Below are 24,486 nucleotides of genomic sequence, written 5' to 3' on the forward strand. Positions count from 1 at the left end.
GATGAACGAATGCGTCAATCCGGGCCTCTATTAGAGCCCTACGTGGTAAAGAGGCCTCCATGCATCGATGTTCGCTTTTATTGAGCGCTCTGCTGTTATCAAGCCCCCTGCTCAGCGCCGCCGAGCCCCCGCTACGCTTTTCCGTGGCCGAAAGCTGGTCGATGCCCTTGATCCGTGTCGAGAACCACCAGCCCACTGCTGGCATTCTGTTCGACATCATGCAGAGCCTGACCCATCAGTTGGGCCGTACCGCCGAATACCATGTGCTGCCGCGTCTGCGCGTTCAGCCGGCGCTGGAACGTGGCGAAGTGGATGTGCGCTGCTACACCGCCAAGGCCTGGGTGCCGAACCTCTCGGGGGATTATCTGTGGAGCCTGCCGGTCATGTATCAACGTGACCTGCTGATCGCATCCGCCGAAACCGCGGCAGGCCCCTACCCCGATCAGTTCGATCACGAAACCATCGGCACCGTGCTGGGCTACAGCTACCCGACCATGGACCACATGTTCGCCAACCACAAACTGGTGCGCGAAGACGCACGCAGCCAGGAGCATGCACTGCGCAAACTCATCGCCGGTCGCTATCACTACGCGATTGCCAGCCAACTGGTCATGGACTGGATCAACCGCGACCTGCCCGATCACAAACGTCTCAAGACCATTTCGATGATCAGCGAACAGGAAACCGGCTGCATCGTGCGCAATGACCCGAACATCCCCGCGCAGGAAATCCTCGACACCCTGGCGCGCATGAAGGCCTCGGGAGAGATCCAGCGGATCATCGATCGCTACACCACGACACTCGCGCCATGAAGAATCGCCGCACCTGCTCGCGACGCGCATTCCTGTAGCAATATCGTCATAAAGCCTCGATACGCTCCACGGAAATCTTTAGTAACAATTAAAGCGAGCAGGTAATCCGCATGAGCGACAGACCAGACGACGACTCACAAACCAACCCCAGCCGTCGCCGTTTTCTGGGAGGCATGGCGGCACTGGGCGCAGGCGTTACCCTCGGCGGATACGCCAACGCCCAGGAAAAACCGCCTGCCCGCGCTGAAAAACACCTGACCGGTGTCGAGCTGGACAAGGCACTCAGGCAACACATCAAGACCGTCGTCGTCATCTACGCCGAGAACCGCAGCTTCAATAACCTGTTCGGCGACTTCCCCGGCGTCGAAAAGCCGCTCTCGGCCCTCAAGCCTGCCGACTACCAGCAACGCGACCGCGACGGCACCTTGCTCAAGACCCTGCCGCCCGCCTGGGGCGGTGTACTGCAGCTCGGGCCGCAGACAGTCGATGGCGTCAGCTACCCGGCTGGCGTGCAATATCAGGAAAACCTGCCCAACGCGCCCTTCCCGCTCAAAGGCCCGAATGGCGAAGACCTGCCGCTGAGTCTGGTCACCCGCGACCTGTGGCATGTGTTCTACCAGAACCAGATGCAGATCAACGAAGGCAAGAACGACCGCTTCGTGGCCTGGGCGGATGCTGGCGGGCTGACCATGGGCACTTACCCGCAGACCCAATACTCGCTGCGCCTGTGGGACGTCGCCAGAGAGTTCGTGCTGTGCGACAACTTCTTCCAGGGTGCTTTCGGCGGCTCGTTCCTCAACCACCAATACCTGATTTCCGCGACAGCGCCCTTCTACCCGGATGCCGCCAACTCAGCCGCCAAGTCGCAGATCGCCACGCTGCAAAGCGACGACCCGCAAGACCCGCGCCTCAAACCGCTGGACAAATCCCCGGCCAGCGCCATGGAAGGTCCGCCGCAGTTCGGCCCCAGCGCCATCACCCCGGATGGCTACGCCGTCAACACTCTGGCCCCGCCCTACTGGCCGACCTGGCTGCGTGCCCCGCAGAACCCGGACTACTCCAAGCCCGACCTGGCCAACGTGCTGGTGCCCCAGAGTCACGAACACATCGGCGACAAACTGTCGAAGAAAGGCGTCGAATGGGCCTGGTATGCCGGTGCCTGGCAAGTCACCCTGGACGAGTTCAAGGACTCCACCGGCATCCCGAAAATCCCCAACTTCCAGTACCACCACCAGCCGTTCAACTACTTCAAGCAGCAAGGCCCGGAAAACCCGGTCGAGCGCAAGAAACGCCTGCGCGATGGCGGCCTGGGTGACGAGTCGAGTAGCAACAGATTCCTCGCTGACGCCGAAGCCGGCAAGCTGCCTGCCGTCACCTTCTACAAGCCTCAGGGCAACTTGAACATGCACGCCGGTTACGCCGACGTCGCATCGGGCGACCGGCATATTGATCGGGTCATCAAAGTGCTGCGCAACAGCCCGCAATGGGAAAACATGGTGATCGTCATCACCGTGGATGAGAACGGCGGCTGGTGGGACCACGTCGCCCCGCCCAAGGGCGACCGCTTCGGCCCCGGCACGCGCATACCGGCGCTGGTCGTTTCGCCCTTCGCCCGTAAAGGCACGGTAGACCATACCGTCTACGACACCGCTTCGATCCTGCGCCTGATCACACGGGTTCATGGTCTGGAAACACTCGACGGCCTCAAGCGTCGCGACGACGCCATGCGCGCCCGTGGCCAGACACCCATGGGCGACCTGACCAACGCGCTGCAATTTCCCACCTGAATGACTGAAAAGCCTGTCAGCCGCTATGCACAGCGGCTGACTTGAGGCACATGCCGCTCTCGTATTCCTTGCAAGGTTCCAATCACCTTGCAAGGAATGCAGTACATGAACCAGACCTCAACCCCTTCCACACTCAAGGATCGGACCAGCACCGAGCTTATCGTCGTCCACTGCTCCGCCACCCGCGCCACGGCAGATATCGGCGTGCGTGAAATCACCCAATGGCATATCCAGCGCGGCTTCGACACCGTGGGCTATCACTACGTCATCCGCCGCAATGGCGAGCTGGAAACCGGACGCCCGGAAAGCACCATCGGTGCCCATGTGCGAGGCCATAACGGCAACTCCATCGGCATCTGCCTGGCCGGTGGCGTAGATGCCAATAACAAACCGGAAAACAACTTCACCGCTGCGCAGTTTGCGACCCTCGAAACCCTGTTGAAGCAACTCAAGGCTCGTTACCCGACTGCTCGCATCCTCGGCCACAGGGACCTGTCACCGGACCGCAATGGTGACGGCAAGATCACGCCAGACGAGTTCATCAAGGCGTGTCCTTCGTTCGATGTAGCGGCGTGGGTGGCAAGCCGGGCGCAGGCGCGTCAGGTCGACTGATCGAATCAGCTTCGGTAAAAAGCCTCACCTCACCATTGAAGGCAGCGCCAGCTCGACAGTGCAGCAATGCAGGCATACCTGTCGCTTGTGGGAGGGGCCTTGGCCGCGACGACCAGCTGAAAAACAACACATTTTCAGCGCCTGAAAAGACTGTCGCGACCAAGGCCCCACCTGCTCTGTGAAATTTGCCTCTTAACTGACAGGTATTACTCCTGCTCGGCAATCACCTGCTCTCGTTTACCCCGCCACACCACCCCGCCAACCGATTGCAGATCAATTACCACCCCCTTAATATGCCGAGCCATCAGAACTGCAGTTTCTCGGCCCGCCCGTCAAACGCCCCTCCGACACTTTGAAATGGAACTTCAAATGAGTGGCAAACCTGCTGCCCGCGTCAGCGACCCCACCAGTTGCCCGTTACCAGGGCATGGCACCAACCCGATAGCCAGCGGCTCCCCCAACGTAAACTTCGACGGCCTGCCCGCCGCCCGCATGAGCGACACTTCCGCCTGCGGCAGCCCGATCACCGGCGCCGTCAGCTCCACCGTCTTCATCAACGGCCTGCCCGCCGCGACTCTGGGCAGCACCGGCGCCCACGGCAATGTGATCATCGGCGGCTCCGGCACCGTCATCATCGGCGACACCTTCGTCCCGGCCCCCTTCAGCGGCCTGCTGCCGATGCCCGTGCACTTCAGCGACCGACTCAAACTCATCAACGAAACCACCGGCGAACCCATGCCCAACCACGGCTACGCCATCCAGCGCGCCGACGGCAGCATCGAAGAAGGCGTCAGCGACGCCCAGGGCTTCACTCATGTGGTGAGTTCGCATCTGGCTGAAAGCATCAAACTGTTTCTGGAAGATTGAGAATGGGCGCAGAACAACAAGCAGAAGAGATTGTGCTTCCGAACGGGAAGACAGCGCGATTGGCGACTACGCATACGTTGACGGCGGTTAATGATGCCGTGGTCAAGACGGTGCCGGTGGCCGAGAAGAAGGCGGTGGTGTTTTTTATTGGGGGGGCGGCGGATCAGGAGTCGTATTATTTTCAGGGGCCGAATTATAACGTTGACTATGCAAAAAACGAACTCACAGAAACGCTCGGCACAAATAAAATTGCGTTTGAAAAAACCAGGATGTTGTCAAAAAGCTATAACGACGCAAAGGGGGACAGTGATATAGAGACCCACTTCATTAACAATATACCTAATAAGTCCTGTGCGGTTTATATCGTCGGGCATAGCTTAGGTGGATGGAATGGAGCACACCTGTCGAGAACACTGTCAGAAAAAGGTTATACCGTTAAGTTTCTAGTCACACTGGACCCTGTAGGTGAGGGTTTTCTGGTATGGCTGGGCTCGGATATTTATTTTTCAGAGCCCTCTCCCGTTGCTGAAACCTGGATCAACATTCTTGCCGAATCCACTAATCCGGACGCCTCGGATAGCGTCGCAGATTTTGGAGAGCAATGGATCATAAGCTCAGGGCCGACAATAAATAAAACCGCCAATATCCACCATGCTTCGGCAGACCAGATGTTCATAGAACCCGTGCAAGGAGCAAAATCCGCACGTGATCTTATTTTCGAGTCGATTACCGGATTTTTTGGCCAATGAATATATATCGCAGCCTCATTTTCTTGGCAGTGCTACTGTGTACAGCCTGTGCAAAAACACCTCGCGTGCCACAGGCCGAGCTGACACTATTGTCTTTTGAACGGGGCCCCAATAATTTTTACACTGTCGATTTCACATCCGACATCAATTTACTGACAGCTTTTCAGGACTATGAAAACAGCAATCAGCTACCCCCCATGCTGATCTGCTCCCTCAATCGCGATACCAGATTTTCAGCAGATCATGTTATCGACATAAGAGCCGAAGGCGTAGTAAAGGCAAAAAAAGAAAGCAAATCCGATCATAACTATATTGCATCGCTGATCTTTTACTACACAAACCCGGATGGAACACAGCGTAACGACAATGACTATGATGCGATAAAACCTTTGCTTTCAGCTCAAGACTCGATTCCTTGCAAAGTTCGCATCACTTATTACGGCTTCAAGGCCTATTACAGTGACACTCTACTCATCCCAGCGGCACTGATGCTGAAAAAACTGGAATAACATCATCAAATCATTTACTGCAATCAACCCATAAAAGCCAGTGCAATTTAATATGGACTTATAAATGACATTCTGGCAAAAGAAAGCATTTCCCAACATCAATTATCTATTAATAATTTTGTGCACCGCTTGCGCAAAAACGCCAAACATTCCACGTGCAGAGCTCAGGCTATCGTCTTTTGAGCGAGGCCCCTATAGCCGTTATACAGTTAGCTTTACCTCAAGCATTGACTTAATGCGTGCCTTCAACAATTATGAAAACAGTAACCAACAAAACCCGGTCCTGACATGTTCTCTGGATCACGACACAAACTTCTCAACAGATCATGTTATTAAAATAAATGCTAGAGGCTCAGTAGAAGCCAAAGATCAAAGCAGGCTAAACCGCGACTTCATTTCAGAGGTATCTTTCTCTTACTCCAATCCAGACGGAAGCGAAAGCAGCCTAAGTGAGTACGACGAAATAAGAACATTGATTGAAGATCAAGTATCCATACCGTGCAAAGTCCGTATCTCTCCTTCATGGGGACACAAAATTTACTATACCAATACGTTCTTTATCCCATCGGCGCTAATACTGGAAAAAGTGAGAGAAAATAACTCAACCACTGAAATCCCGCAACATACCGCGCCCCCATTTATTGCAGATCGCTGGCCTCCTGCTTTAATATTTCCGGCAATTGGAATCCCTCTGCCTGCGCCTATCGTCATCATCGACGACACCTTCTTCTCGGCCCCCTTCAGCGGCAAGTTCAAACTCATCAACGAAACCACCGGGGACCCCATGCCCAACCACCGTTACGCCATCCAGCGCGCCGACGGCAACATCGAACAAGGCGTCAGCGACGCCCAGGGCTTCACACATAGGGTGAGATCGCAGGTAGCTGAAAGCGTCAAAGTGTTTGTGGAGGATTGAAGATAGCCGTTGAACAACAAGCATAAGGGATTGTGCTTGCGAACGGGAAAGCAGCGCGACGGTGGTTAATGATGCGGCAGTTAAACCGTAAGCGATCCACCATTCCACATTCCAACAGTAAATCTGAGACGTGATGCTGTGCTCCCGAATACCTCCCGGTACCAGCACCTCATGATGTGACCCATTAGTTGTGTTTATAATTTAAGGAAAAGCTGAGTCACCGTATTAGCTGAGTTTCAATTTTCCTCGCGACTGGAGGTCGCTTACTAGCCATAGCCCAGCTCTGGACATTAAACAAAATGTAGCTATTACAAAGCCAACTGACAACCTGTCAGCAATGGTCAGACGCTTTCCATCAGACAGAATCATGGGCAATTCAGCCAGGTAAGGTACGGCAGCTTTATGCTTAAATTTATCGACCAGGCGATATAGCTATCAAGCTACAATCAACTGAGTCTTTTAAAAAATCATGTCCGAAATAATTTCTTACTCACTTCAAAGACTCGTCTAATTCAGTAGGCAATCCGTATACAATCGCAACCATAAGCTTTTTCATTAGAATATTTCAGGAGTGCCCCCTACCTTTTGAAAAAAACCACCGACTCTCATCAGGCACTCTTTCTGAAGATACACATCTATAAATTTTTCTGAAACAAGTTAAAGTCGGAGAATGACACTAACCTCATTATTATCAATAAATAATATCAGCGCAATAATTTGGATCGATAAATTTAGTAAAGTCGCGCCCAAGCTTTACCATTCCTTGAGCAACCATACGACACCCACTTCATGAAGCCATATAGATTATCATCTTTAAAAACATTGTTAATCCCCACATACAAAAGATACCACTCGCAAGATTACCACCTAATAATAGATTTACCTTAACGAGACTTAACGGTATAAAGTTTCGACTTTCTAATTTCTCCCGTAAAGCCCAAGACATCCTTTAGATAATGACGCATGGCATGACAAAGCTCATCTGGAGCCCTAGGATCAAACAATATAGAGTCAATTAAATCAATACCACCAAAACTAACTACAATTCCTTTCAACACACCCCCCTCCTTTCTTTCGGCATTTGAATCAAACAGGATAGCTCTCACTTCGTTTTCATGCTCAAAAGCAGACCTTTTTACACATAGCAAATCAGCACCAAGAGAAGGGCTACTAAAATCACCATCATTCATGAGACATCCCAACTCTTCGGTTTCTTTTTTATAAGCTGCCATCCCTAGATAGTTGACTTTTTCCAAACGCCTTCTGAAGCCTTTATTACTTTGAGTATAGGCCCTCATAACCTTAGTTAACTTACCTACTTTGGTACGAAGACGAACCCCGAGAAAGTTAGGAGAATATATTCTCCACATTGCATCTGACATGCTTGCTGTAGTCCAACACTGAGCAAAAATCGCATGATCATAGCTATGCTTTACGTGCGTTTCATACGGGTCCTCCCATTGAGACGGGTGCGAAAAAAAAAGTTCCCCCTTTAGCACCTGCACAGCATGGTCAAACCTCATGATACGATACAGGTACTTATTATCTGATATCTTTGCCATGCCCCACCTTGTACTTCATTATTAAACACTCAAAAAAGAAGCAACCATAAAGCCATAGAAATTCAAAGCCCCACCACCCACTTCACCGTCAAGCACCGAAGACAGATGCGGACATCAACTTATCAAATCACTCCACTGCCGCCTAAAAATCTCAAAAACATTATCACGCTCGCTTTTATAAACCCGAACTAAATTTTCGACATCCTTATCTTCTAACACAAGCATATAACCCCGTTTATCCTTAGCAGTGTCCTTACATCTTTCCAACAATAGTGACCTATCATCGAGAGACCGACATACCAAAATACCTACTTGTCCTCTGCTTGGGCCAAACCTAGAGGATAGCTGATCAACTTCAGGATTCCCGACTTCCTTCCCGTAGTTTTTACACTCAACAAATATTAAAGGAGCACAGTAATGAAGAGACAGCCATGCAAAAAAGCCACTTTTTGCCTCATTACTATACGTGATATCAACTCGCTTCCGACCTTGATGTAAAACAGCCTGCTTTTTAGGATTACAAAGAGAAGGATAAAAAACAACAGAGAAGATTTTCTCGATTACTTTTTCATAGGCGTCCGCATCTTTTCTACCTGGAGCCAAGGCTTTCATTTCAAGCACTAACGAATCCAGATTAGGAGGCTCAACTCCCTCCACCTCGGAAAGCTGCTCATGAGACAACGGTGGAGAAACTTGACTTTCTTTGAACTCCCTATACTCATCCAAAACCCTAGGGCGTAACTGAGTCTCTCTTACAGCAGCCAATTTATCACGCCCATATTTTTCCATTAGAGCTTTCTTCGTAACTCGCTCCCTACCGTCACTCAAAACCTCTACAAGACTTGACCTTGCGCTTAAGTGCTCTTGCTGCATTTGAGGTAATAAATAATGTCGATAGTATTCATCAAACCGGTAGCTAAGACGCTGCCGCACTAGAAGCTTAGGGACCAAAATCACTTTTCCATAAGGTGTCATTGGCAAAGGGACCAGAGTCGTTTCCCACATGCCTGCCTCCGCATTCCATATAGGTCCAGAATCAACATCAGGAGTTAAAGGAACACCATAAAAGGAACTCATATCCTGCGTATATCTTATAAGCGGTCCACGCAAAATATTGCACACTGCATCAGATATCATATCCGTTCCTATGCCCGGAATGAGCAATGCTGTGTCCTCAAGATCTCTTAAAAGGCCGGTTTTTACAGCGTCACTTTGACTGAGAGCCCCCCAGACGCTTTTGGCTGATCCACTACCAAACCCATGCCCTCGAGACTCATTTGCCGAATAACCCAAATGAAACTCATTTCGTTCATTCAGTGATGAAAGTAGCCTTTGTGCTTTATCATTATTTCCAGAGCGGATTAGGGACAAAACTTCTTCAAAGAAAGTCTGGAGGAGTGAAGATAATTCATTACCCCATGGACTACTTAAAGATTTGATTGCAGCCGGCTCCAAGAATACAGGAACGTCAGTATCTAAACGAATATCGACAAAATCCAAATAAGGCTGCGTCAGCCCAAGCTTGAAATGTTCAGAAAATCTCATCATTCCCTCGATGACAGTCAGGTCTAGACCTTACAATACCGGGACGCGAGTCATTTTGCCATCATCTCAACACCAAGCGAATAGAACAGACGCAGGATCAAGCCAGCGTGCTCACCGTCAAGTTGAGATATCTATCAGACGGACAGAACATGGGGCATTGGAGGTGAGATGAGCAAAAGGTGAATTGCAGCTTACTGTAAACCGCTTAGCTGTACCTAAGCTGTCACACTTTGATTGTTTTGCTGATAAAACCCCTGCAAACCACAAGGATTCAAAATAAAGGTGGCAACCCCACCAGCCACACCCCGGCACACAATGTTCCCGCTATGGCTGCTCCCTTCCGGGCCTGACCAGGTTGACGGGTAATCGTTGCGGGGGGACCGATGGGGTCACCATAACGACACTCGCCAGTCGGCGAGCCGCGCCATTGTACCGGTCTGGCGCGAAGTTACAACCCGTAATCCCGGATAAAAATTCGAGATTGCTCAAGCACTTGCCTGACAAGGCCCCGACGGGTTGCAGGGAGCAGGTTCGGGGCTTATAGTCGCGCCGTCGCTGCTCATCAGCGATGGGGTGTGGAAGCCCCGCTGTGTCAGGAGTGCGCAGACGCACGTATCAGTAATCGGACGCCATAAGGTGTCCGATGGCTATGTTATGGCGGCTGTGCGCTGGGGCACCTTCGGGTGCGCCGGGTTACTCCTACCGGTCTTCCACACCCGCGCACAGCTGCCACCCACTCATGTGGAAGTGAGTTTTTGGCAGCTCCATTTAAATCAGGAGTTAGACCATGTTCAAAATCACCCCCAATCCCCCCGCCCCCGCCCAACGCGGAGGTGCAGCATGACGCGCTTTGTCCCGCTCAGAAGCAACAACACCGATACCCCCGTGCTGCATATCGACAGTCAGGCACCGCTGGATTTTCTGTTTGCCAGTGCCGACCGGCGCATCCGCATGGCCCGGCGTCTGCTGGAATGCCTGGACGGTGCCGATGACAGCGATGTGCGTTATATGGCCAATGCCGCGCTGATGCTGTTGAGCGACGGCTGCGATGCGCTGGATGCCGTGGAGAAGCAGGTGTTTCGCTTTGTGGCGGATGGGGCTGCGGTCAGGCATTAGCCGTAAGGCTGTGTGTTTTGCTGCCTGATGACGCTGTCGCGAGCAAGCTCCCTCCCACGGGATGAGTGCAATCCTTGCGGGAAGGGTCAAGGCGGTTTCTACGGGTTGGCGGCCTGGAGCACTTCGTCTGCCTTGCCACCATTACCCTGGATAACGAGGTGGATGAAGTGCAGCTTGGCGATGGCGGCGGCTGGCAGGACGAAGGGATAGAAGTCGGGCTGGCCCATGCTGCGTGACAGTTCGTTGAGCATGCTGGCCAGTTCTATCCAGGCGTTGACGAACGACAGGAACGCCGGGCCGTCCGGGTGTTGTGGCTCGTACAGGGTTTCCAGCGGGAATGGCTGGTAGTCCATTTCCATTTCCCGGGCGCTCATGCCCAGGCCCAGCGCGGTGTCCACCGCATCCATCATGTGCAGGTAATGCGCCCAGGTTTCCGCCCAGTCTTCCCACGGGTGCATGGTCGCGTAGGCGCTGACGAAGTGCTGCTGCCAGCCTTCCGGCGCGCCGTTCTGGTAATGCTGCTCCAGCGCATCGGCGTAACTGGCGCGCTCGTCGCCGAACAGCGTGCGAAAGCCGTCGAGCCAGTCAGTGTCGGCGATCAACCGGTCCCAGTAATAGTGGCCGACCTCATGGCGAAAATGCCCCAGCAAGGTCCGATACGGTTCGTGCATCTGCACGCGCACCGCTTCGCGATGGGCGTCGTCGGCTTCTTCGATGTTCAGGGTAATCAGGCCATTGGCGTGGCCGGTGGTCGGCAGTTTGCCTTCCAGGTCGACGCCGACGAAATCGAAGGCCAGACCCGTTTCTTCGTCGATGCTCTTGGGGATGACTTCCAGGCCCAGCGAGATCAGTTGGGCCACCAGCCGCCGCTTGGCGGTTTCGACCTTGCGCCAGCGCTCGGGGTTTTCCGGGACGGACAGGTCGGGAATGGTGCGGTTCAGGCTACAGGCGATGCAGAACTCGCCGCTGTTATGGGCGGGAAACAGCCAGTTGCAGGCGGCGGGCGTGAGCAGGTTGGCGCAGCGCCGGTAGAGGCCTGCGCCGGGCTGTTCGCTGAGGCGCCAGGTGTCGGGTTCGCCAGCGGGTTCCAGCGCGGCGATGCGCTCCTGTTCGGGCAGGTAGCCCAACGCCGCCGAGCAGGCCAGGCACTGGGAGTTGGGAAAGAACACCGACTGGCCGCAGCGGCATTGCCAGACCTTGCTGTTGCGCTTTGTTTCGCTGACGAAAGGTGCAGCGATCCGTGAACTCAATTGTTCAAAAAAGCGGTACATGGTGGTTTCCCCGTGGTCCGTGAACAGACTAGATCATGGGGCGTTGCAGGGGTTCCGTGAGATTTTGGGGGCCTGGGACATTCAATGAACTGGCTGTCGCGGGCAAGCCCCCTCCCACAGGAATTTTTATTCCACTTCAATGCCATGCTCGGTCAGGAACGCCACAAAGGCGTCTTCGTCCAGCACTTCCAGGCCCAGTTCATTGGCCTTGGTGAGCTTGGAGCCAGCACCCGGGCCGGCGACGACGGTGTGGGTCTTGGCCGATACCGAGCCGGACACCTTGGCACCGAGGCTTTCGAGTTTTTCCTTGGCGATGTCGCGGCTCATGCGTTCCAGCGAGCCGGTCAGCACCCAGGTCTGGCCGGCCAGCGGCAGGCCTTCGACGGTTTTCTTCTCGCTGCGCCAGTGCATGCCGAACTCCTTGAGCTGCGCTTCGATGGCCCGCGCCCGCTCGGCGTTGGCGCTGTCGTCGAAGAACTCGCGCACGGCTTTGGCCTGCTTCTCGGGCAGTGCCTGACGCATATCCAGCCAGTCGGCGCTGATCACGTTTTCCAGGGTGCCAAACTTGTCGGCCAGTTTCTGCGCCCCGCCCGGCCCTACCGAGAAAATATGCAGCTTGTCGATCAGGCTGCCCAAGGTGGTGCTGGCTGCGAACTCCGCGCCCAGCTCGCCTTCGTCCTGCAACTGCAGGCCGCTCTCGCTCAGCAAGGCATCGATGACTTCACGGTTGTGGTTGTCCTCGAAGAAGCTGTGGATCTCGTGGGCGACTTCCAGGCCGATATCCGGCAGGTAGGTGAGCACTTCCGGCAAGGCCTTGCGAACCCGCGCCAGGGACGCCAGCGAACGGGCCAGCACCTTGGCGGTTTCTTCGCCCACGTCGGGAATGCCCAGCGCGTAGATGAAGCGCGCCAGGGTCGGCTTGCGGCTGTCGGCAATCGCCTTGAGCAGTTTGTTGCTGGAGACTTCGGCAAAGCCTTCCAGGTCGATGATCTGTTCGTATTGCAGCTTGTACAGGTCGGCGGGCGAGCCGATGAGCTTTTCGTCGACCAGTTGCTCGATGGTCTTGTCGCCCAGGCCTTCGATGTCCATGGCCCGCCGCGAGACGTAGTGGATGATCGCCTGCTTGAGCTGCGCGCCGCAGGCCAGACGACCGACGCAGCGGTACACCGCACCTTCGCTGACGGTTTCCTTGCCCTTGCTGCGTTTGATCAGTTGCGTGCGCTCCACATGGGAGCCGCACACCGGGCACTCTTTCGGGACGTCCACGGGGCGAGCATCTTCCGGGCGACGCTCGACCACCACCTGCACCACTTGCGGGATCACGTCACCGGCGCGGCGGATGATGACCGTGTCGCCGATCATCACCCCCAGACGCGCCACTTCGTCCATGTTATGCAATGTGGCGTTGGCCACGGTCACGCCTGCGACTTTTACGGGTTTGAGGCGTGCCACCGGCGTGACCGCACCGGTGCGGCCGACCTGGAATTCAACGTCCAGCAGCTCGGTCAGCTCTTCCATGGCCGGGAATTTGTGGGCGATGGCCCAGCGCGGTTCGCGGGCGCGGAAGCCCAGTTCGCGCTGGGAAACCAGGTCGTTGACCTTGAACACCACGCCATCGATTTCATAGCTCAGCGACAGACGTCGCTCGCCAATGTCACGGTAATACGCCAGGCACTCTTCAATCCCGTCGGCCAGTTTCAGCTCGCGACTGATGGGCATGCCCCAGTCCTTGAGCTTGTTGAGCAGGCCCACGTGGGTGTCGGAAATCTCGGCAGATACCTGGCCCACGCCATAGCAGCAGAATTCCAGCGGACGGTTGGCGGTGATTTTCGAGTCCAGCTGGCGCAGGCTGCCCGCTGCGGCGTTGCGCGGATTGGCGAAGGTCTTGCCACCGATTTCCATCTGGCTGGCATTGAGGCGCTCGAAACCGGCCTTGGACATGAAGACTTCGCCACGCACTTCCAGCACGTCAGGCCAGCCGCTGCCTTGCAGTTTGAGGGGAATGTTGCGCACGGTACGCACGTTGACGCTGATGTCTTCGCCGGTGGTGCCATCACCACGGGTGGCACCGCGCACCAGCGCGCCGTCGCGATACAGCAGGCTGACCGCCAGGCCGTCCAGCTTGGGCTCGCAGCTGTATTGCACCTTGGCACCAGCGCCGAACAGGTCGCCTGCTGGCAGGTCGAGACCTTCGTTCACACGGCGGTCGAACTCGCGCATGTCGGTTTCTTCGAAGGCGTTGCCCAGGCTGAGCATCGGCACTTCATGGCGCACCTGAGTAAAGGCGGACAGCGCGGCGCTGCCCACGCGCTGGGTCGGGGAATCCGGGGTGACCAGATGCGGGTTGTCCGCTTCGAGGGCCTTGAGCTCGTGAAACAGGCGGTCGTACTCGGCATCCGGGATGCTGGGTTCGTCCAGCACGTGGTAGCGGTAGTTGTGCTGGTCCAGTTCTGCGCGCAGTTCCAGGATTCGGGTTTCGACGGCCTTCATACAGGGTTCTCTCAAAAAGCAAAAAAGCAGCCTGGGCTGCTTAATGTATTCGGAGCGGGTCAACCCGCTCCTGTCACAATCATCTATCAGCGGCGCTGGGTCAGCGCCCGACGCTCGAATTCGACAATCCGCTGGCGATAATGCTCAATCGTTTGAGCGGTCATGACGCTGCGCTGGTCGTCTTTCAGTTCGCCGTTGAGTTCATGGGCCAGCTTGCGAGCTGCGGCCACCATGACGTCGAACGCCTGCTTCGGATGGCGCGGGCCCGGCAGGCCCAGGAAGAAGCTGACGGCGCGGGTGCTGAAATGGTCGATATCGTCCAGGTCGAACACACCCGGCTTGACGGCGTTGGCCATGGAGAAGAGGACTTCGCCATTGCCGGCCATGCTTTCGTGGCGGTGGAAGATGTCCATTTCGCCGAAACGCAGGCCGCTTTCCAGAATGTTCTGCAGCAGTGCAGGACCTTTGAAACCGCTTTCATCACGGCAGATCACGCTGATGACCAGCACTTCTTCGACCGGCGGCAGGTCCTTGTCTTCGCTGCTGCGCTGGGCCGGCTTGTCGTCCGGGAAGTCGTCGTTGCGGTCGGTGAACAGGCTCGGGCCGTCCATGTCCAGGTTCAGGTCGCCCTGCTGCGGCTCGTCCTTGCGTTTCTTCTCGCGCTTGCTTTCACGCGGAGTCGCACTCAACGACGGCAGGTCCTGCTCGTCCAGCTGAGGTTCCTTGTGAGTTTCGAGCACACGGGATGGACCGAGCAATTCGGCGGACGTGTTTTCATCGTCGTCCGGCAGATTGGAAAAGCTTCGGTCGAGCCTGAATTTCAGTTTCCCTTTGCCGCCGCGCATACGGCGCCAGCCGTCGAAGAGAATACCGGCAATCACAATAATGCCGATGACGATCAGCCACTCGCGCAGACCGATTTCCATGTATTCCAGTGCCTCTAATGAAGAATTTTCAAAATAAGGGCCTAAACCCCTTTAATACGTGGTGCCAAGTCTATGTTCTAACTGGCATTTTGCCCACGTCGAAATAAAAAAGTGGTCACTAAACTAGCACGACCAAAGGTAACTTTACACCGTCTGTTGCACCTGTATGGCGCTCGGGGTGGTATCTATCGCTACCGTTTCACAGTTTTGGGCCATTAAAAGGCCATTTACCGGCTAAATATCGGTCCAGATCAGGCATCCACAAGGGCCATCGCCTCCTCGACATCCACCGCTACCAGCCGCGAACAGCCGGGTTCGTGCATGGTTACGCCCATCAACTGGTCAGCCATTTCCATGGCGATCTTGTTGTGGGTGATGTAGATGAACTGCACCGTTTGTGACATTTCTTTCACCAAGCGTGCATAACGTCCTACGTTGGCGTCATCCAGTGGCGCATCGACCTCATCGAGCATGCAGAACGGTGCCGGGTTGAGTTTGAAAATCGCGAAAACCAGTGCCAATGCCGTCAGGGCTTTTTCCCCACCGGACAGCAAATGAATCGTGCTGTTCTTCTTGCCAGGGGGACGCGCCATGATAGTCACCCCTGTATCGAGTAAATCTTCGCCCGTCAGTTCCAAATAAGCGGAGCCGCCACCGAAAACTTTCGGAAATAGCGCCTGGATTCCGCTGTTTATCTGATCGAAGGTCTCCTTGAAGCGGTTGCGGGTTTCCTTGTCGATCTTGCGGATGACGTTTTCCAGGGTCTCCAGTGCTTCCACCAGATCGGCGTTCTGGGCGTCGAGGTAACGCTTGCGCTCGGACTGTTGCTGGTACTCGTCGATGGCCGCGAGGTTGATGGCGCCCAGACGCTGGATACGTCCCGCAATGCTTTCAAGCTGCTGTTCGGCGCTCGCCTCGCTGGCTTCGGGGCTCAAGGTGGCGAGCACGCCATGCAGGTCATAACCGTCTTCGTGCAACTGGTCCTGCAAGGCCTTGCGCCGCACGGTCAGGGATTGCCATTCCAGACGCTGCTGTTCCAGTTGGCCGCGCAGCAGTTGCGATTGCTGTTCGGCCTGGGTACGACGCTTCTCGGCATCGCGCAGTTCGCGGTCGGCATCTTCCAGGGCGATTTTGGCGATACGCATTTCGTCATCGACGACCATGCGTTTTTCCAGCAATTCTTCGAGCTTGAGGCGCAGCTCTTCCAGCGGGGCCTGCCCTTCTTCAAGGTTCAGGCTCAGTTGTTCGCTTTTTTCGGACAGGCGCTCGGACTGCATCTTCAGGCGCTCCAGCGCCTGGCGCGTGGAGTCGTGCTGCGCCTTGATCGAACCCAGACGCACCGCCAGTTGGTGGCTGCGGTCCTTGTGCTGGCGGGCCTCCTGACGCACCCGATCCAGACGCTCGCGCAGGCTGTCGCGCTGGGCTTGCAGGATTTCGCGCTGCTCGGTGTCCTGGGCCATGGCGTCCAGCGCGTCCTGCAGTTGCACGCGGGATTCGCCCAGGTGTTCATGCTCCATGGCGCGCTGTTCGCCCACCTCGGTCAGCTCTTCGTCCAGCCGGGTGCGGCGCAGGCTCAACTGTTCGACCTTGGCCTTGGCAGCAGACAATTGGGCCTTGAGTTCGCCTTGCTGGCGGGCTTCGTCCTGCAGGCGACGGCGCAGTTGTTCGCGGGTTTCTTCCTGTTGTGTCTGTTGCTCGCGCAACGACAGCAGTTGTTCTTCGCGAGCGGCCAGCGCCGCTTCCAGTTCGTCACGCTCCAGCCCCAGGCGTTGCAATTCCTGACCACGGGCCAGCACACCGCTCTGGGCTTCACTGGCGCGACGCACGCGCAGGAAATGCCGACCGACCCAGTAACCGTCGCGGCTGATAAAGCTTTGCCCTTCACCCAACTGCCCACGTCGCGCCAGGGCTTCGTCGAGGTTTTCCACCGGCATGACCTGGCCCAGCCAGGCCGACAGGTCCACCGGGCTGTCGACCTTGTCCAGCAGGCTGCCCGGCAGGCGACGGGTATCGGCATCGGGGCTCAACAGGCGCAGGTCGCCTTGCTGGAAACCGGCCAGGTCGAGCCCGGCAAAATCGTCCACCAGCACCGCTTGCAGGTCGGCCCCCAGCACGGTTTCCACCGCCAGTTCCCAACCGGCTTCGACGTTCAGCCCTTCGGCCAGCCGTGGGCGCTCGGCCAGTTGCTGATCGCGCAGCCACTCGGCGGTGCCGGTGTCCGGGTCGAGCGCCGCCTGTTGCAAGGCCTCCAGCGAAGCCAGGCGACCGTTCAGGCGTTGCAGCTCGCCCTGAGCCTGTTGCTGGGCCTGATTGGCCTGTTGCAATTGCTCGCGCAGTTGCTCCAGTTGCTCGACCACCTGCCCTTCGTTGAGGTGCAGTTCGTCGATGGTCATTTCCCGGGTAGCGAGGTCCTCGCTCAGTTCGAGAATGGCCGCGTCTTCGGGGTCGGCCGCCAGCAACTGGCGTTCTTCATTGAGACGGCGCTGACGCTCGGCCAGCCGCTCGATGCTTTGCTCCAGTTGTTGAATGCGTGATTGTTGCACTTGAGCCTGACGCTGCGGCTCGGCTGATTGCTGGTTGAAGGCGTCCCACTTTTCCTGCCAGCCCTGCATGCCGGCTTCGGCGTCTTCCAGGGCGATGGCCGACTCTTCGGCGGCGGCGCTGGTCATTTCCTGTTCCGGTTCGAGCATTTCCAGCTCTTCGTCCAGGGTCGCCAGCAAGGTGGTGTCGTGGCCCAGATGCGATTCGGTTTCCTGACGGGCACGCTCGGCTTCGCGCAGGTCGTCCTGCAACTGGCGCAGGCGTTGCTGACCGTGCTGGATGCTCTGCTCGACCCGGGCGATGTCGCCGCCCACGGAATAGAAACGCCCTTGCACCTGATTGAAACGCTCGGACAGGTCGTGGTGCCCGTCACGCAGCCGCTCGATGCTGGCATCGGCGCTGCGCTGGTCGGCTACCAGGGCCTCGAAACCGATTTCCTGGTTACCGATCACCGCCTCGCGCTGGCCGACCTGTTCGTTCAGGGTCTGCCAGCGCAGGGCCGACAGTTGCGCCTTGAGCTGCCGCTCTTCGGCCTTGTATTCCTGATACTTCTCGGCGGCCTGGGCCTGACGATGCAGGCGTTCAAGCTGGCGTTCGAGCTCTTCGCGCAAGTCGGTCAGGCGGGCGAGGTTTTCGTGGGTGCGACGAATGCGGTTTTCGGTTTCCCGGCGACGCTCCTTGTATTTGGAGATGCCGGCCGCTTCTTCGATGAAGTTGCGCAGGTCCTCGGGCTTGGCTTCGATCAGCTTGGAGATCATGCCCTGTTCGATGATCGAATAGCTGCGCGGGCCAAGGCCGGTGCCCAGGAAAATATCGGTGATGTCGCGGCGACGGCATTTGGCGCCGTTGAGGTAGTAGCTGTTCTGGCTGTCGCGGGTGACTTTGCGGCGAATGGAGATTTCCGCATAGCTGGCGTATTCGCCCACCAGCGTGCCGTCGGAGTTGTCGAACACCAGTTCGATACTCGCCTGGCTGACCGGCTTGCGGCTGGTGGAGCCGTTGAAGATGACGTCGGTCATCGACTCGCCGCGCAGGTTCTTGGCCGAGCTTTCGCCCATCACCCAGCGCACGGCGTCGATGATGTTGGACTTGCCACAACCATTGGGCCCGACAACGGCCGCCATGTTACTGGGGAAGTTCACCGTGGTGGGGTCGACGAAGGATTTGAACCCCGCCAGCTTGATGCACTTCAAACGCATGGTTTCAGCCTGTGGACAAAGCGGCCAGCACCAGCCTGCAGCTGCGTTGGCAATATTGGATCAAGACCTCGCGAATCCTTGGCAGATCACGGGCTACAACGGCTTCGAGCAGTTGCGAAAACAGCAACAGGTAGTCGTCCAGTTCCGCCTGGCGCTGCTCGAGGGCCAGATAATAACTGCGACTCATGGAAGGTTGCAGGTTTTCGACGGTTTCCTGCAGATACGGATTGTCGGCAAACGGATAGGCCGAGCGCATGACGTTGAAGCTTTCCTCGACGAAGACCGTGACATCGCCGCGCTCGCAACTGGCCTTGAGGCGCTGCTGGATCTGTACGAAGGGCGTCAGGTCCGACTCGCGCTGCCAGCGTTCGGCAACGGCGGTGGCCAGCAGGATGTAAAGCTCGGCCATCATCGTGCACAGGCCGACCACATTGTGGGCATCCATCACGGTCACCTGTGCACCACGACGCGGCAGGATCACCACCAGATGTCTGCGCTCCAGAATCAACAGCGCTTCGCGAACGGTCCCGCGGCTGACACTCAACGCTTGCGTAACCTTTTGTTCCTGGATTCGCTCTCCAGGTTTCAGCTCACCACGGATGATCCGCTCGGCAAGATGCTGAGCGACTTGCTCGGCGAGGCTGTCCGATGCCTTGAACGTCATGTCTTTCCTTTCAGAAGCAGTTCTGATTATTAAGAGAGGGAGTGTATCGCAACCTTTGGGCATGGCGCAGGGCCATATCGCGAAACTGGCACGAATTAAGCAGATGTGCGTAATAACCAGCAACAGGCTTATTCCAGAGGCCTTGTATTACGCTTGGGCGAACCCGTAAAAAGGCAATTTCCTGACTCTTAAGTCAGAAAAAAATTGACCCGATAAGTAAAGCTGATAAATTCATCGACATATCCGATTACAAGAAATCGAGGGTGCAGTGCCGTGATCCAGTTCCTTTTGAACCAGGAGCTCAAAACCGAGCACGCCCTGGACCCGAACCTCACCGTGCTCGATTACCTGCGCGAACACCTGCACAGGACAGGCACCAAGGAAGGCTGCGCCAGCGGTGACTGCGGTGCTTGTACCGTTGTGCTCAGCGAGCTGGAGACCGACAGCCATGGCAACGAGCAATTGCGTTATCGCAGCCTCAATGCCTGCCTGACCTTCGTGGCTTCGCTGCACGGCAAGCAATTGATCAGCGTCGAAGACCTCAAGCATAAGGGGCAATTGCACAGCGTGCAGAAGGCCATGGTCGACTGTCACGGTTCGCAATGCGGCTTCTGCACGCCGGGTTTTGTGATGTCGCTGTTTGCCCTGCAAAAGAACAGCACGCAAGCCGATCCCCATCAGACTCACGAAGCCTTGGCAGGCAATCTCTGCCGCTGCACCGGTTATCGCCCGATCCTGGATGCAGCCACCCAGGCTTGCAGCCAGTCCGGCACCGACCAGTTCGACCAGCGCCGGGAACAGACCATCGCCCGCCTGCGCAGCATCGCGCCCCGAACGACTGGTGAACTCAACGACGGCGACAAGCGCTCGCTGGTGCCACTGACCGTGGCCGATCTGGCCGACCTGTACAACGCACATCCGCAGGCACGCTTGCTGGCCGGCGGGACCGATCTGGCGCTGGAAGTCACTCAACAGCACAAGTCGCTGCCGGTGATGATTCATGTGGGCCATATCCCCGAGATGAAGCGCATCGAGCGTTTCGACGACCGGCTGGAGATTGGCGCTGCCGCTTCGCTGACCGATTGCCATAAAGCCCTCAAGGCCGAGTACCCCGACTTCGGCGAACTGCTGCAACGCTTCGCCTCGCTGCAGATCCGCAATCAGGGCACGCTGGGGGGCAATATCGGCAACGCTTCGCCCATCGGCGACGCCCCGCCGCTGTTGATCGCACTGGGCGCGCAGATCGTGTTGCGCAAGGGCGACACCCGGCGCAGTCTGGCACTGGAGGATTACTTCATCGATTATCGGGTGACGGGGCGCCAGGAAAGCGAGTTCATCGAGAAGATCATTGTGCCAACCGCCAGGGCTGGCCATGTGTTCCGCGCCTACAAGGTGTCCAAGCGGCTGGATGACGATATCTCCGCCGTCTGCGCAGCCTTTTGTCTGCATATCGAAAACGACAGGATTGTCGGTGCGCGCATCGCGTTCGGCGGCATGGCGGCCATTCCCAAACGCGCTGCTGCCTGCGAACAGGCCTTGATCGGTCAGCCCTGGACCTCGGCCTCCGTCGAGCAGGCCTGCGCCGCCCTGGCCGAAGACTTCACACCGCTGTCGGACTTTCGCGCCAGCAAGGAATACCGCCTGCTCAGCGCGCAGAACCTGTTGCGCAAATGCTTCATCGAGCTGCAAACACCCTCTCTTGCAACGCGGGTGACCGACTATGTCTAACCTTCCCCCGCCCATGACCCAGGCCGAACGGGTCGCGCTGTTCCAGCAGGGCCTGACCACCGGCGCAGGCCGCAGCGTCAAGCATGACAGCGCCGACAAGCATGTCAGCGGCGAGGCGATCTATATCGATGACCGCCTGGAATTCCCCAATCAGTTGCATGTATATGCACGCCTGTCGGACCGCGCCCATGCGCGGATCCTCAGCGTCGACACCACACCTTGCCTGGCCTTCGATGGAGTGCGGATCGTCATCACCCACGAAGACATTCCCGGCCTGAAGGACATCGGCCCGCTGTTGCCCGGCGACCCGCTGCTGGCCATCGACAAGGTGGAGTTTGTCGGCCAGCCGGTTCTGGCCGTGGCTGCCAGGGATCTGGACACTGCACGCAAGGCAGCCATGGCAGCGGTTATCGAATATGAAGATCTGGAGCCGGTGCTGGATGTGGTCCAGGCCTTGCGCCAGAAGCACTTCGTGGTCGACAGCCATACCCAAAAGCGCGGCGATTCGGCCAGTGCCCTGCAAGGCGCGCCGCATCGCCTGCAGGGCCATCTGCATATCGGCGGGCAGGAGCATTTTTATCTGGAGACTCAGGTCTCGTCGGTGATGCCCACCGAAGATGGCGGGATGATCGTCTACTGCTCCACCCAGAACCCCACGGAAGTCCAGAAACTGGTGGCCGAGGTACTGGGCGTTTCGATGAACCGCGTTGTGGTCGACATGCGGCGCATGGGTGGCGGTTTTGGTGGCAAGGAAACCCAGGCAGCCAGCCCGGCGTGTCTGTGCGCGGTGATTGCCCACCTCACTGGTCAGCCGACCAAGATGCGTCTGCCACGGGTCGAAGACATGGTGATGACCGGCAAGCGCCACCCGTTCTATATCGAATACGACGTGGGGTTCGACGATAGCGGACGCCTGCACGGCATCGAACTGGAACTGGCGGGCAACTGCGGTTATTCGCCGGACCTTTCGGCCTCTATTGTCGACCGGGCGATGTTCCATGCCGACAATGCCTATTACCTGGGCGATGCCACCATCAACGGCCATCGCTGCAAGACCAACACCGCGTCCAACACCGCCTATCGCGGTTTTGGCGGCCCGCAGGGCATGGTGGCCATCGAGGAAGTGATGGACCGCATCGCCCGCTATCTGGGCCTGGACCCGCTGGCGGTGCGCAAGACCAATTACTACGGCAAGACAGAACGCAACGTCACCCATTACTACCAGACCGTCGAGCACAACCTGCTGCAGGAAATGACTGCCGATCTTGAGCAAAGCAGTCAGTACGCCGAGCGGCGCGAAGCCATCAGGGCTTTCAACGCCAGCAGCCCGATCCTGAAAAAGGGCCTGGCGCTGACGCCGGTCAAGTTCGGGATTTCCTTTACCGCCAGCTTTCTCAATCAGGCCGGCGCGCTGATCCACATCTACACCGACGGCAGCATCCACCTGAACCACGGCGGCACGGAAATGGGCCAGGGCCTGAACGTCAAGGTGGCTCAGGTGGTGGCCGAGGTGTTCCAGGTGGATATCGAGCGCATCCAGATCACCGCGACCAACACCGACAAGGTGCCCAATACCTCGCCCACGGCAGCCTCCAGCGGCACGGACCTCAATGGCAAGGCTGCGCAGAACGCGGCTGAAATCCTCAAGCAGCGGCTGGTGGAGTTTGCCGCGCAGAAGTATCAGGTGGCCGAAGCCGATGTGCAGTTCGGCAATGGCCATGTGCGTATCGGCGAGCAGATGCTGTCTTTCGCCGAACTGGCGCAACAGGCGTGGATGGGTCAGGTGTCGTTGTCCAGCACGGGCTATTACAAGACGCCGAAGATTTTCTATGACCGCAGCCAGGCACGCGGTCGGCCCTTTTACTACTACGCCTTTGGCGCCGCCTGTGCCGAGGTGATCGTCGACACCCTGACCGGCGAATACAAGATGCTGCGCACCGACATCCTGCATGACGTGGGCGCATCGCTGAACCCGGCCATCGATATCGGCCAGGTCGAAGGCGGTTATGTACAAGGCGCGGGCTGGCTGACCACCGAAGAACTGGTGTGGAACGACAAGGGCAAACTGCTGACCAGCGGCCCGGCGTCCTACAAGATCCCGGCAGTGGCGGATCTGCCGCTGGATTTGCGGGTGACGCTGGTGGAAAACCGCAAGAACCCGGAAGACACCGTATTCCATTCCAAAGCCGTGGGCGAACCACCGTTCATGCTGGGGATTGCCGCATGGTGTGCAATCAAGGATGCGGTGGCGAGCCTCGGCGATTATCGGCATCAGCCCGATATCGATGCGCCTGCGACGCCGGAGCGGGTGTTGTGGGGCTGTGAGCAGATGAGGCGTTTGCACAGATGAACAACTGGATCAGCGCTCTGGCCGAGCTACAGGCCCAAGGTGAGCCGGGCATTCTGGTCACCATCATCGAGGAACTGGGTTCGACGCCGCGCAATGCAGGCTCCAAAATGGTGGTCACCGCACAGGCTATCCACGACACCATCGGCGGCGGACACCTGGAATACAAGGCCATGGAAATCGCCCGGGAAATGCTCTCCAGCGGCACCCGGCAGACGCGCCTTGAACGCTTCAACCTCGGTGCCAGCCTTGGCCAGTGCTGCGGCGGGGTCAACGTTCTGCTGTTCGAGCCTATGGGCCAGCCACAGGCCGAGATTGCGGTGTTCGGTGCCGGTCATGTCGGGCGGGCGCTGGTGCCACTGCTGGCCAGCCTGCCCTGCCGGGTGCGCTGGATCGACTCGCGTGAGCAGGAATTCCCCGGGCAACCGCCCGCAGGTGTGCTGAAAATCGTCAACGACGAACCGGTCGATGAAGTCGCGCAGTTGCCCAAAGGCAGTTACTGCATCGTCATGACCCACAACCATCAACTGGATCTGGAACTGACCGCCGCCATTCTCAAGCGTGGCGACTTTGGTTACTTCGGGCTGATCGGCTCCAGGACCAAACGCGTCAAGTTCGAGCATCGCCTGAAAGAGCGCGGTTTCGAACCCGCCTTGCTGCAACGCATGCGTTGCCCCATGGGGCTGGCGCAAGTCAAAGGCAAACTGCCGGTAGAGATCGCCATTTCCATCGCCGCCGAAGTGATCGCCACCTACAACGCCAGCTTCGGCCAGCATGACGCCAGCGCCGAACCTGTCGCCAAACTGCTGCCCGCCTCGCGGCGCAGCCAGTCGCAATGAGATGCC

At 57.2% G+C, this 24,486-nt stretch carries 18 protein-coding genes and 1 other RNA gene; 11 read left to right on the forward strand and 8 right to left on the reverse strand.

All coding sequences use genetic code 11. The features are described 5' to 3' along the window. Positions 1-59: 59 nt before the first annotated feature. The 7 genes from JSY17_RS14525 to JSY17_RS14555 all read left to right on the forward strand — a co-directional run bounded on the left by JSY17_RS14525 (position 60) and on the right by JSY17_RS14555 (position 6,252). On the forward strand, positions 60-812 hold the full coding sequence (locus JSY17_RS14525; protein ID WP_206402179.1) for a substrate-binding periplasmic protein: 753 nt from the start codon (positions 60-62) through the stop codon (positions 810-812). 110 nt (positions 813-922) lie between these two features. Next, positions 923-2,599: an acid phosphatase gene (acpA, locus tag JSY17_RS14530; RefSeq protein WP_206402180.1), complete on the forward strand. Its 1,677-nt coding sequence runs from the start codon at positions 923-925 to the stop codon at positions 2,597-2,599. A gap of 105 nt (positions 2,600-2,704) precedes the next feature. Further along, positions 2,705-3,211 carry an N-acetylmuramoyl-L-alanine amidase gene (locus JSY17_RS14535; RefSeq protein WP_206402181.1) on the forward strand — a complete coding sequence of 169 codons (507 nt, stop codon included), beginning with the start codon at positions 2,705-2,707 and terminating at the stop codon, positions 3,209-3,211. A 369-nt stretch (positions 3,212-3,580) separates the two neighbouring features. Continuing rightward, positions 3,581-4,078, forward strand: a complete 498-nt coding sequence (locus tag JSY17_RS14540; RefSeq protein ID WP_117165364.1) for a PAAR domain-containing protein — start codon at positions 3,581-3,583, stop codon at positions 4,076-4,078. Positions 4,079-4,080: 2 nt separating this feature from the next. Further along, complete coding sequence (locus tag JSY17_RS14545) at positions 4,081-4,827, forward strand: alpha/beta hydrolase (RefSeq protein WP_206402182.1); 747 nt, start codon at positions 4,081-4,083, stop codon at positions 4,825-4,827. Further along, positions 4,824-5,336 (forward strand): hypothetical protein, encoded by a 513-nt coding sequence (locus JSY17_RS14550; RefSeq protein WP_206402184.1) that lies wholly within the window; start codon positions 4,824-4,826, stop codon positions 5,334-5,336. The genes JSY17_RS14545 and JSY17_RS14550 overlap by 4 nt, the downstream gene beginning before the upstream one ends. A gap of 64 nt (positions 5,337-5,400) precedes the next feature. Next, on the forward strand, positions 5,401-6,252 hold the full coding sequence (locus JSY17_RS14555) for a hypothetical protein (RefSeq protein WP_206402186.1): 852 nt from the start codon (positions 5,401-5,403) through the stop codon (positions 6,250-6,252). 884 nt (positions 6,253-7,136) lie between these two features. On the opposite strand, the gene JSY17_RS14560 is transcribed toward JSY17_RS14555, so the two are convergent. From JSY17_RS14560 to ffs, 3 genes are all read right to left on the reverse strand, one after another. Beyond that, positions 7,137-7,814: a DUF2971 domain-containing protein gene (locus JSY17_RS14560; protein WP_206402188.1), complete on the reverse strand. Its 678-nt coding sequence runs from the start codon at positions 7,812-7,814 to the stop codon at positions 7,137-7,139. Between the two features lie 114 nt (positions 7,815-7,928). Continuing rightward, entirely contained in the window at positions 7,929-9,359 is a 1,431-nt protein-coding gene (locus JSY17_RS14565) for a hypothetical protein (RefSeq protein WP_206402190.1), read from the reverse strand. 289 nt (positions 9,360-9,648) lie between these two features. Further along, positions 9,649-9,745, reverse strand: an RNA gene (gene ffs, locus JSY17_RS14570) — signal recognition particle sRNA small type. 454 nt (positions 9,746-10,199) lie between these two features. Between ffs and JSY17_RS14575 the strand changes: the two genes are divergently transcribed. Beyond that, positions 10,200-10,475, forward strand: coding sequence for a hypothetical protein (locus JSY17_RS14575; protein WP_117183280.1), 276 nt, complete (start codon positions 10,200-10,202; stop codon positions 10,473-10,475). Positions 10,476-10,573: 98 nt separating this feature from the next. Here JSY17_RS14575 and JSY17_RS14580 read toward each other — a convergent pair whose 3' ends face one another. The 5 genes from JSY17_RS14580 to JSY17_RS14600 all read right to left on the reverse strand — a co-directional run bounded on the left by JSY17_RS14580 (position 10,574) and on the right by JSY17_RS14600 (position 19,566). Then, complete coding sequence (locus JSY17_RS14580) at positions 10,574-11,746, reverse strand: zinc-binding metallopeptidase family protein (protein ID WP_206402192.1); 1,173 nt, start codon at positions 11,744-11,746, stop codon at positions 10,574-10,576. A gap of 126 nt (positions 11,747-11,872) precedes the next feature. After that, the gene (gene ligA / locus JSY17_RS14585) at positions 11,873-14,236 is read right to left on the reverse strand and encodes an NAD-dependent DNA ligase LigA (RefSeq protein ID WP_206402194.1); all 2,364 of its coding nucleotides are present in this window, start codon (positions 14,234-14,236) and stop codon (positions 11,873-11,875) included. Between the two features lie 86 nt (positions 14,237-14,322). Further along, positions 14,323-15,162: a cell division protein ZipA gene (gene zipA, locus JSY17_RS14590; RefSeq protein ID WP_117183283.1), complete on the reverse strand. Its 840-nt coding sequence runs from the start codon at positions 15,160-15,162 to the stop codon at positions 14,323-14,325. A 251-nt stretch (positions 15,163-15,413) separates the two neighbouring features. Further along, the gene (gene smc / locus JSY17_RS14595) at positions 15,414-18,902 is read right to left on the reverse strand and encodes a chromosome segregation protein SMC (RefSeq protein WP_206402195.1); all 3,489 of its coding nucleotides are present in this window, start codon (positions 18,900-18,902) and stop codon (positions 15,414-15,416) included. Between the two features lie 4 nt (positions 18,903-18,906). Continuing rightward, positions 18,907-19,566, reverse strand: coding sequence for a GntR family transcriptional regulator (locus tag JSY17_RS14600; RefSeq protein ID WP_117165352.1), 660 nt, complete (start codon positions 19,564-19,566; stop codon positions 18,907-18,909). Positions 19,567-19,839: 273 nt separating this feature from the next. Here JSY17_RS14600 and xdhA point away from each other — a divergent pair, with 273 nt between their 5' ends. From xdhA to xdhC, 3 genes are read left to right on the forward strand one after another with little or no spacing between them, the layout of a single operon-like run. Continuing rightward, on the forward strand, positions 19,840-21,294 hold the full coding sequence (xdhA, locus tag JSY17_RS14605) for a xanthine dehydrogenase small subunit (protein ID WP_206402196.1): 1,455 nt from the start codon (positions 19,840-19,842) through the stop codon (positions 21,292-21,294). Then, complete coding sequence (gene xdhB / locus JSY17_RS14610) at positions 21,287-23,644, forward strand: xanthine dehydrogenase molybdopterin binding subunit (RefSeq protein WP_206402197.1); 2,358 nt, start codon at positions 21,287-21,289, stop codon at positions 23,642-23,644. The genes xdhA and xdhB overlap by 8 nt, the downstream gene beginning before the upstream one ends. Continuing rightward, entirely contained in the window at positions 23,641-24,480 is an 840-nt protein-coding gene (gene xdhC / locus JSY17_RS14615) for a xanthine dehydrogenase accessory protein XdhC (RefSeq protein WP_206402198.1), read from the forward strand. The genes xdhB and xdhC overlap by 4 nt, the downstream gene beginning before the upstream one ends. Positions 24,481-24,486 lie beyond the last annotated feature (6 nt).

The organism is Pseudomonas capsici (assembly GCF_017165765.1).
Lineage (GTDB): Bacteria > Pseudomonadota > Gammaproteobacteria > Pseudomonadales > Pseudomonadaceae > Aquipseudomonas > Aquipseudomonas capsici.

Excerpts from the sequence above, each read along its gene's own strand:
- JSY17_RS14525 (WP_206402179.1), top strand. The coding sequence starts at position 60 with ATGCATCGATGTTCGCTTTTATTGAGCGCTCTGCTGTTATCAAGCCCC.
- acpA (WP_206402180.1), top strand. The coding sequence starts at position 923 with ATGAGCGACAGACCAGACGACGACTCACAAACCAACCCCAGCCGTCGC.
- JSY17_RS14535 (WP_206402181.1), top strand. The coding sequence starts at position 2,705 with ATGAACCAGACCTCAACCCCTTCCACACTCAAGGATCGGACCAGCACC.
- JSY17_RS14540 (WP_117165364.1), top strand. The coding sequence starts at position 3,581 with ATGAGTGGCAAACCTGCTGCCCGCGTCAGCGACCCCACCAGTTGCCCG.
- JSY17_RS14545 (WP_206402182.1), top strand. The coding sequence starts at position 4,081 with ATGGGCGCAGAACAACAAGCAGAAGAGATTGTGCTTCCGAACGGGAAG.
- JSY17_RS14550 (WP_206402184.1), top strand. The coding sequence starts at position 4,824 with ATGAATATATATCGCAGCCTCATTTTCTTGGCAGTGCTACTGTGTACA.
- JSY17_RS14555 (WP_206402186.1), top strand. The coding sequence starts at position 5,401 with ATGACATTCTGGCAAAAGAAAGCATTTCCCAACATCAATTATCTATTA.
- JSY17_RS14560 (WP_206402188.1), bottom strand. The coding sequence starts at position 7,814 with ATGGCAAAGATATCAGATAATAAGTACCTGTATCGTATCATGAGGTTT.
- JSY17_RS14565 (WP_206402190.1), bottom strand. The coding sequence starts at position 9,359 with ATGAGATTTTCTGAACATTTCAAGCTTGGGCTGACGCAGCCTTATTTG.
- JSY17_RS14575 (WP_117183280.1), top strand. The coding sequence starts at position 10,200 with ATGACGCGCTTTGTCCCGCTCAGAAGCAACAACACCGATACCCCCGTG.
- JSY17_RS14580 (WP_206402192.1), bottom strand. The coding sequence starts at position 11,746 with ATGTACCGCTTTTTTGAACAATTGAGTTCACGGATCGCTGCACCTTTC.
- ligA (WP_206402194.1), bottom strand. The coding sequence starts at position 14,236 with ATGAAGGCCGTCGAAACCCGAATCCTGGAACTGCGCGCAGAACTGGAC.
- zipA (WP_117183283.1), bottom strand. The coding sequence starts at position 15,162 with ATGGAAATCGGTCTGCGCGAGTGGCTGATCGTCATCGGCATTATTGTG.
- smc (WP_206402195.1), bottom strand. The coding sequence starts at position 18,902 with ATGCGTTTGAAGTGCATCAAGCTGGCGGGGTTCAAATCCTTCGTCGAC.
- JSY17_RS14600 (WP_117165352.1), bottom strand. The coding sequence starts at position 19,566 with ATGACGTTCAAGGCATCGGACAGCCTCGCCGAGCAAGTCGCTCAGCAT.
- xdhB (WP_206402197.1), top strand. The coding sequence starts at position 21,287 with ATGTCTAACCTTCCCCCGCCCATGACCCAGGCCGAACGGGTCGCGCTG.
- xdhC (WP_206402198.1), top strand. The coding sequence starts at position 23,641 with ATGAACAACTGGATCAGCGCTCTGGCCGAGCTACAGGCCCAAGGTGAG.